Below are 6919 nucleotides of genomic sequence, written 5' to 3'. Positions count from 1 at the left end.
AGCGACCACCTACCCCCGCACAGACTGCGGTTTTCTGCCAACCTCCATGCAGCAGGAAATACCCGACGTGCTGGCGGCAGTGGCGAAATCCGACCCGACTGTGGCCCCGGTACTGAATCAGCTGGACAGGCAGTTTGTCTCGCGTGTCTGGAACGACAAAAAAATCACCGCACACCATGCCATCATTCCCACCCGGCAGGCATTTGATTTGTCGCGCCTGAGCGCCGATGAGCTGAAGGTCTACCAGCTGATTCGCCAGCATTATTTCGCCCAGTTCCTTCCGCTGCAGGAATCTGACGTGACGGAGGCGTCTTTCAATATCGGTGGCCAGCTGTTCCGTACACGCGGGAAAGTCGGTGTGGTGACAGGCTGGAAGTCATTGTTCCAGGCTGAAAAAGATGACGATGAAGAGGAAGCAGACGGGGACAGTATGGCGCTGCCGGCGCTGGCTAAAGGGGATATCTGCGCTGTCACCGGTGCTGAGGTTAAGGATATGAAAACCAGTCCGCCCAAACCGTTCACGGAGGGGACGCTGATTGCTGCCATGAAGAACGCGGCCAGTTTCGTCAGTGATCCGAAGCTGAAGAAAGTGCTGCGTGATAACGCCGGTCTGGGCACAGAGGCGACGCGAGCGGGCGTGCTGGAAACCCTCTTCAAACGACACTATCTGGAGAAAAAAGGGAAGCACATCCACTCAACGCAGATGGCCCGTGAACTGATTGCGGCGCTGCCGGAAACGCTGACGAGTCCGGGTATGACAGCCCTGTGGGAGCAGGCGCTGGATGATATTTCTCAGGGGAAAATGTCGCTTGCGGTCTTTATACAAAAGCAACTGCAGTGGACGCGTCACCTTGTCGAAAAAGGCCGCCAGGACAGTGTGAAAATCACTGCTCCCGTCACACCTCCCTGCCCGCTGTGCAAGGGGCCCACGTGTAAACGAAAGGGTAAAAAAGGGGATTTCTGGAGTTGTACGAGTTACCCGGACTGCAAGGGTATTATTAACACCAACGGGAAAAAGACCACAAAGCGTAAAAAAGCAGCAACAGGGACAAAAACCGAATCATCAACTCCGTGAAGAGTTATTTCACTGTACAACACCGGGTCGGGTTCTGCTAATGTGACTACGCTTCGATATGTACTCCCTTGCCGGAGGCAGCCAGATTAACTTTAACGGGATTGATCTGGCAACCGGCACAACAGTTTGCCATCGCACATCTGGCAGGAACTGTAAGACGCATGCGCTCCGTGAAAACCGCGTCGGGAACGGATCCCCGGAGTAGTGAGATACTTTAAGGTCTGGTACAGCCCTCACGGCGTTGCTCATGCAACGCCGTTTTCATTTGCTTGTCTTATATACCGGTTGACACACGGCTTGTTTGGTTTAAAAATCAACAGTGCTTACCGCTGTTTTTTACAGCCAGCCAAAGTTTCAGCAGTCTGAGAGAAACGCCTTCGGGTGACTGCCATCTAACGTTTCACCGGTCTGAGAGAAACACCTTCGGGTGACCGGAAAATCCTCGCAGCCTGAGAGAGGATACCTGCGGGTGGTAAATTCGTTTAACCTCTGGAAACGAATGTCACTGCACAGTGACTGAGGTCCTTTCAACATATCAGACTCTCAGGATTCAGCTAATCCTGACCCCCGACGGGAAACCACTCCCGTCAGGGCAGATGGTTTCTCCGTCGTACCTTTTTTTACCTCCATGGAGAAAACATCATGTCTGCAAACAATACTTCTGCATCTGCAAAATCTGAGTACTTCAACCTGACTATCAAAGGCATCGGGTATCTCAGCAACATCCGCCAGGTTAACCATCAGAATGGCTCGTTCCTCAGCTGCGTAATCAATGCACTGAGTGGTCCGACTGATAATCCGGCCTACGTCCGTTTTGACATTTCTGTCGCAGGTAAAGAGGCTACCAGCCTTATCGCCCGCTGCCAGAAAGCCGTCGATGAAGACAAAAAAGTCCTGCTGGGCTTTAACCTGAGTAATCCGTCCACGGACATATTTACGCTGAACAAGGGCGAGCATGCCGGCGAACAGCGTGTCAGTCTGAAAGCCCGCCTGATAAAGGTGGACTGGATCAAAATAGGCCAGGACATGGTCTACAAGACTGAAAAATCTGACTCCGTGCCGCCGCAGAATGGCTCTGCCGCACAACAAAACTACGCAGAAAACTCATTCTGATGCGCACCTGACACACCCCGTTCGCGGGGTGTTTCTTTATTCTTTACAGGAGAAATGATTATGTCCTCACGCGGCGTTAACAAGGTGATTCTTGTCGGTAATCTCGGCCAGGATCCTGAAGTGCGTTATATTCCCAATGGCAGTGCAGTTGCCACCCTTTCTCTGGCCACGTCTGAGAGCTGGCGCGACAAGCAGTCCGGTGAACAAAAAGAAGTGACCGAATGGCACCGGGTGGTTATTTTCGGCAAGCTGGCAGAAATTGCGGGTGAATATCTGCGCAAAGGCTCCCAGGTTTACATTGAGGGCCAGCTGCGTACACGCAAATGGACCGATCAGTCCGGCCAGGAGAAATACACCACAGAGGTGGTGGTTAACATTGGTGGCACCATGCAGATGCTTGGCAGTCGCCAGGCCGGCAGCGGACAGAATACGTCTTCCCGGCATGACTGGGGGCAGCCTCAGCAACCTTCAGGACCGACCCACAGTGGCCAGGCTTCCGGCAGCAGTGCCGGTGCGCCACCGATGGACTTCGATGACGATATACCGTTCATTGGCTTCGGGTATGGTGTACCAAAATCGGCAATCCATGCACTTTGAATTAACGGAGCTTTGACTGTAATGACTGTCTCTGACAAACTTCAGGAAGCAACTTTTTTTGTTGCATCTTATGCTATCTCCGGAGCATATCTGTTCCGGCGGTTTCTTCACTTTTTGACTAACGGAGGCTTGTATGGGCGCACGTTACGATTCAGACGTAGTTGCCTGGGCCAGTGAACAGGCAGCTTTACTGCGTGCCGGAAAGCTCAGTCAGATTGATATTGAGAACATCGCCGAGGAGATTGAAGACGTGGGCAAAAGTGAAAAGCGTGAGCTGGCCAGCCGTATGGCTGTCTTACTGGCCCACCTACTTAAATGGAAGTTTCAGCCTACCCATCGTGGTAAAAGCTGGGAGTTAACCATTAAAGGACAGCGTGATTTGATTGTCCGTCGTCTTAACAAGACGCCGAGCCTCAAAAATGCGCTTTCTGATCCTGAATGGCTTGCGGATGTCTGGTTTGACGCCCGCGCCGATGCTTCTAAAGAAACGGGTATTGGTCTCGATATCTTCCCTGAGGACAGCATCTGGGCAACAGATGCAATTCTCAGCAGCGAATTCTACCCGGACTGATTACTGTCTGGTTCACCGCAACGCCATCCTTTCGGGTGGCGTTTTTTTTCATCCACGGAAAATCAGTTGTTAATTGAGTGAAACCGGACCGATTCCGCACAGTGAGGGCTGTTTTATCACTGTACAGGAAAATTCCGGATGAAACGTAACACCTCTCACAACATATTTTCACCAGGCAGGCTTGCCACTGTTCTTCCCCTGCTGCTCCTTGCGGGCTGTGTTTCCCAGCCGCAAAAGTTGCAGCAACGCGCGCCGGCCGACCGGACACCCGGCACCACCGTCACCCGCAACGTTCAGCCGGTCTCTCCGGACGAGTATGCGCGGACGCCGGAAGTGGTGCGCTACGATCGTTATCTGCTGGTCAGTACCGATCCGCAGGCGGCCCAGCGCGACCCTCTCTCGCAGATTATTGATATTCGCATCCCGTCATCCCTGCATCCTACTGTGGCGGATGCGCTGCGTTATGCCCTGCGCCAGTCCGGTTATTCCCTGTGCGCGACCGGCTCTGCCAACGGCGTGCTTTACCGCCAGGCATTGCCGGCGGTCCAGTACCAGCTGGGCCCGATGCGCCTGCGTACTGCCCTGCAGGTCCTGGCCGGTCCGGCCTGGCAACTGGAAGTGGACGATGTGCAGCGGGTGGTCTGCCACAGCCTGCGCGACGGCTACCAGTTGCCGGTCTCCCAGCTTCCGCCTCCGGTCAGCAGCTGGTCAGCGCCTGCGCCGTCAGCCGTGTCACAACCGGCCATCAGCGCCCCTCAGTCCGTACCCGTTAAACCTGTCAGCGGAGGGTTTCTGAGAAAATGAGCGAACAGCAACCATTCCATACGGACCCCGCGCCGGCCCGTAAAAGATACAGCTGGCGTCCCCGCCGCCGTCTCATCTGGGGCGCTGCCGCAGGTGTGGCGCTCGCCGGTATTCTGGCGCTGGGCTACACCGCCTTCAGCCTGGGCATATCGAACCTTGATGAGCGTCTTGCACGCCTTGAATCTCAGGGCAGTACAGCGGCCTCTGTTGAGACAGTCGCGGCCCTGCAGTCAGATGTGGCCACGCTCAGAGCCGGTCTGCAGGATACCCGGAAAAAACTTGGTGAGATGCAGCAGGAGCTGAGCGCAGCAGCGAAACAGGCAGGCAGCGACGAAGTGGTGCGTCAGTCATTGCGAACCCTTCAGGACGCCCAGCAGGGGCTGGAAACCCGCCTGAGTGCGCTCACTGAGCAGCTGACAGCGCTGAAAACACAACCCGCACCCGCCGCACCTGTCGCCGCACCGGTCAAAAAAAACGCGCCTGCTGCAAAAAAGCCCCGTCCCGCTGACACACGTCGTTCTGCTCCCTCCCTTCGCGTGGCCCGCACTGCGCCTTTTGTGCTGACGGGCGTGGAAAAGCGGGGGGCAGAGTCCTGGGCTGCCATCGCGCCCCGGGGCTACAGCAGCCTGTCGCAGGTGGCCCTGGTCGGAGAGGGTGAAACCGTGGCCGGCTGGACGCTGGTCAGTGCCGGTTATGGTGAGGCGACGTTTCGGGTTAACGGCCGCCTGACCGTGCTCAGAGCAGAATAACGGAGCGAATGATGAAACTGAAACATACCTTTTTAGCCGCCATGCTGCTGAGTCCCCTGACCCAGGCCGCGACCACATCAGGACAGACGGATGTCAGCCGACAGGAATCAACACAACGGGCGGACTCCGCACAGCAAAACCTGCAGCAGCAGGCCGGTCAGTGGGGACTCAGTGCCGACGATTACCAGCGGTATCAGCAGCTGATGAAGGGTCCCCGGGGTATCCAGTCGCCGGGTCTCGATCCGCTTTCCACCCTGGGTATTGAGGCGCAGACGCCGGCAGAGCGCCGTAAGTTTGCTGAAAAGTGGGTGAAGGAAGAGTTTGCCCGCACCCAGAAGGAGTTTGATTTCCAGCGTGAGGTGAACGCGGCCTGGCAGCGCCTGTATCCGGGCACGCTGCCGGTCAATATGGGGAACGCCTCCGGCGTGGCGCACGACAGTGGTGGCCGGCTGGCGCTGTTCGTCAGGTCAAAAGACTGCGCCACCTGCGACGCGAAACTGTCTGCCGTGCTGGCTGACAACCGGCCGGTGGACATCTATCTGGTCGACAGCCAGGGCAGTGATGATGCGCTTCGCAGCTGGGCGCGGGACCATCACATTCCCGTGGAAAAGGTCCGCAAGCGCCAAATCACGCTTAACCACGACGGCGGACGGTGGATGCGCTTTGGTAACGGCCTGATGCCGGTTTTACTGCAGCAGGCGGGAGACGGTAAATGGGCAATCGCAGCGTTCTGACCGGCGCACTGACGCTGGGCTTACTGATGGCGGCCGTCCCTGACGGCCATGCTGACCAGACGGTGCCAGAGGGTTACGTCCGCGTGGCCATGGCGCACGGCGTACCCCCGGAAGCGCTTTACTCGGTATCACTGAGCGAGTCATTGCGCAAACTTCCCCGCGGCGTGCGGCCCTGGCCCTGGACCATCAATGTGGCAGGTAAAGGGTATCGCTATGAGACGCGCCTGCAGGCCTGGCAGGCGCTGCAGGTCTTTATGCAGCGTCACCCGCTTAAGCGTATCGATGTCGGTATTGCCCAGGTCAATCTGGGCTGGAACGGTCATCATTTTGCCTCGACGTGGGATGCGTTTGACCCTTACACCAACCTGAACGCCGCCGCCACCATTCTGCGTGAGTGCTGGGCGCGTAAGCCCGGCAGCTGGCTGGATGCGGCCGGCTGCTATCACCATCCCGCAGGCGGCCAGCCTGCTGCACGTTACCGCGCCATTGTTAGAGGGCATCTGGCAAAAATCAGCCCTGCACCCCGTATCTCTGCGCCGGCAGAGGCAGCCCCCCGGTCGGTTGCTGCGCTCACCCCTGACCCAGGCTTCGTCTGGACTGAACCCGGGAGATAACCCTGATGAAAACGCTGTCCTTACTGCTGTTTACCCTCCTTCCCCTGACCGGCCATGCTGAACTGAACGTCGTTGCTGACCTGGGCGGTCAGGATGCTGCCCCGTATTTTGAGGCCGTCAATAAACAGCCCGGCATGAGCACGGAAAACGACACCGCATCTTCACCCCCGACACCCGTGCTGCAGGGCGAGGCCGCCATGCTCCCGGTATTCACGCCGGAGTTGCGCCCGGGCAGCGTTCCCGACCGGCCGCTGCAGTTGCCCGGCATCGGGGCGTTGTTTCTTATCGGGGATGATGCCCTGTCCCGTGACTGGCTGAAGGCGAATGCCGGCGCGCTGGCTGAACAGCATGCGGCCGGGATGATAGTCAACGTCACAGACATGGATACCGTGCGCGAGCTGCGCGAACTGGCACCCGGTGTCAGCCTGGCCCCGGCTTCCGGGAGCGAGCTGGCCCGTCGCCTGCAGATTGAGCATTATCCGGTACTCATCACCGATACCGGCCTGACGCAACAGGTTAAGCCGTAATGAGCGCGCCAGATATCAACGGTCTGCTGATGGCACACCCTTATGGGGCGGTCATACTGATCGTCCTTTTCCTGGTGGTGATGGCCTTTCTGAACCTGCGCTGGCGTGAGAAAGCCAGCACCCGCCGTCACCGGC

Annotated in this window: 9 protein-coding genes; all 9 read left to right on the top strand. The window is 57.5% G+C overall.

Going from position 1 to position 6919, the window contains the following annotated elements:
- Positions 1-1075, top strand: a 1075-nt coding sequence (locus GS12_RS22400) for a DNA topoisomerase (RefSeq protein ID WP_034951136.1), incomplete at its 5' end; no start/stop codon positions are given.
- 642 nt (positions 1076-1717) lie between these two features.
- Entirely contained in the window at positions 1718-2188 is a 471-nt protein-coding gene (locus tag GS12_RS22395) for an STY4534 family ICE replication protein (protein ID WP_016807974.1), read from the top strand.
- Between the two features lie 60 nt (positions 2189-2248).
- Positions 2249-2785 (top strand): single-stranded DNA-binding protein, encoded by a 537-nt coding sequence (locus GS12_RS22390; RefSeq protein ID WP_034951133.1) that lies wholly within the window; start codon positions 2249-2251, stop codon positions 2783-2785.
- Between the two features lie 133 nt (positions 2786-2918).
- Positions 2919-3356, top strand: coding sequence for a DUF29 domain-containing protein (locus GS12_RS22385; RefSeq protein WP_034951130.1), 438 nt, complete (start codon positions 2919-2921; stop codon positions 3354-3356).
- Between the two features lie 138 nt (positions 3357-3494).
- A complete protein-coding gene (pilL2, locus tag GS12_RS22380; RefSeq protein WP_052118569.1) occupies positions 3495-4160 on the top strand; it encodes a PFGI-1 class ICE element type IV pilus protein PilL2 in 666 nt (221 codons plus the stop codon).
- Positions 4157-4909 (top strand): hypothetical protein, encoded by a 753-nt coding sequence (locus GS12_RS22375; RefSeq protein ID WP_034951128.1) that lies wholly within the window; start codon positions 4157-4159, stop codon positions 4907-4909. Before pilL2 ends, GS12_RS22375 begins: the two co-directional genes overlap by 4 nt.
- A gap of 11 nt (positions 4910-4920) precedes the next feature.
- Complete coding sequence (locus tag GS12_RS22370; RefSeq protein ID WP_031594535.1) at positions 4921-5643, top strand: TIGR03759 family integrating conjugative element protein; 723 nt, start codon at positions 4921-4923, stop codon at positions 5641-5643.
- Complete coding sequence (locus tag GS12_RS22365; protein WP_031594534.1) at positions 5622-6257, top strand: lysozyme family protein; 636 nt, start codon at positions 5622-5624, stop codon at positions 6255-6257. Before GS12_RS22370 ends, GS12_RS22365 begins: the two co-directional genes overlap by 22 nt.
- Positions 6258-6262: 5 nt before the next feature.
- Positions 6263-6784 carry an integrating conjugative element protein gene (locus GS12_RS22360; RefSeq protein ID WP_034951126.1) on the top strand — a complete coding sequence of 174 codons (522 nt, stop codon included), beginning with the start codon at positions 6263-6265 and terminating at the stop codon, positions 6782-6784.
- Positions 6785-6919: the final 135 nt, after the last annotated feature.

This window comes from Erwinia oleae (assembly GCF_000770305.1).
In the GTDB taxonomy this organism is placed as follows: Bacteria; Pseudomonadota; Gammaproteobacteria; order Enterobacterales; family Enterobacteriaceae; genus Erwinia; species Erwinia oleae.
The sequence above is the reverse complement of the archived record's forward strand: the minus strand, read 5'-3'. Positions and strand labels throughout refer to the sequence as shown.

Coding starts and splice junctions, on each gene's coding strand:
- pilL2 (WP_052118569.1), top strand. CDS start 3,495: ATGAAACGTAACACCTCTCACAACATATTTTCACCAGGCAGGCTTGCC.
- GS12_RS22360 (WP_034951126.1), top strand. CDS start 6,263: ATGAAAACGCTGTCCTTACTGCTGTTTACCCTCCTTCCCCTGACCGGC.
- GS12_RS22395 (WP_016807974.1), top strand. CDS start 1,718: ATGTCTGCAAACAATACTTCTGCATCTGCAAAATCTGAGTACTTCAAC.
- GS12_RS22390 (WP_034951133.1), top strand. CDS start 2,249: ATGTCCTCACGCGGCGTTAACAAGGTGATTCTTGTCGGTAATCTCGGC.
- GS12_RS22385 (WP_034951130.1), top strand. CDS start 2,919: ATGGGCGCACGTTACGATTCAGACGTAGTTGCCTGGGCCAGTGAACAG.
- GS12_RS22365 (WP_031594534.1), top strand. CDS start 5,622: ATGGGCAATCGCAGCGTTCTGACCGGCGCACTGACGCTGGGCTTACTG.
- GS12_RS22370 (WP_031594535.1), top strand. CDS start 4,921: ATGAAACTGAAACATACCTTTTTAGCCGCCATGCTGCTGAGTCCCCTG.
- GS12_RS22375 (WP_034951128.1), top strand. CDS start 4,157: ATGAGCGAACAGCAACCATTCCATACGGACCCCGCGCCGGCCCGTAAA.